Origin of the sequence: Neisseria sp. P0020.S003 (assembly GCF_051957095.1) — a bacterium.
Taxonomy (GTDB): domain Bacteria; phylum Pseudomonadota; class Gammaproteobacteria; order Burkholderiales; family Neisseriaceae; genus Neisseria; species Neisseria subflava.
Map to the genome: position 1 here is coordinate 1 of NZ_JBQCWU010000070.1, position 449 is coordinate 449.

A 449-nucleotide genomic window follows, 5' to 3' on the forward strand; every position below is an offset into this window, starting at 1 on the left:
CCGCAAAGACTTCCCGATTTCCGGCTATGTGGCAATGCGTTACGACGAAGAACAACAACGCGTGATTTACCAACCTGTTACCATCGAGCAGCGCGAAATCACGCCGCGTATCGTCCGTGAGGAGACCTACGGTGGCCAATACATTAAGAAACTCCACCCTCAACTTCGGCCCGCAACCCCCTGCGGCGCACGGCGTATTGCGTATGATTTTGGAATTGGAGGGCGACACCATCGTCCGTGCCGACCCGCCTATCGGCCTCTTGCACCGAGGCCCCGAAAAACTGGCGGAAACCAAAACCTACCTGCCAGCCCTGACTTATATGGATAGGCTAGACTAAGTTTCCATGATAGTCAACGAGCATGCGTATTGTCTGGCAGTAAAAACACCTGCCGGCATTGACGTGCCTATCCACGCCCAATCCATCCGAGTCATGTTCGCCGAAGTAACG

The 449-nt window shown here is 54.6% G+C and carries 2 pseudogenes; both read left to right on the forward strand.

The window, feature by feature from the left end:
• Nucleotides 1-139, forward strand: a pseudogene (locus ACTHTQ_RS11350) (NADH-quinone oxidoreductase subunit C); the annotation flags it as partial.
• Nucleotides 132-449: pseudogene (locus ACTHTQ_RS11355) on the forward strand (hypothetical protein); the annotation flags it as partial. The pseudogenes ACTHTQ_RS11350 and ACTHTQ_RS11355, both read left to right, overlap by 8 nt.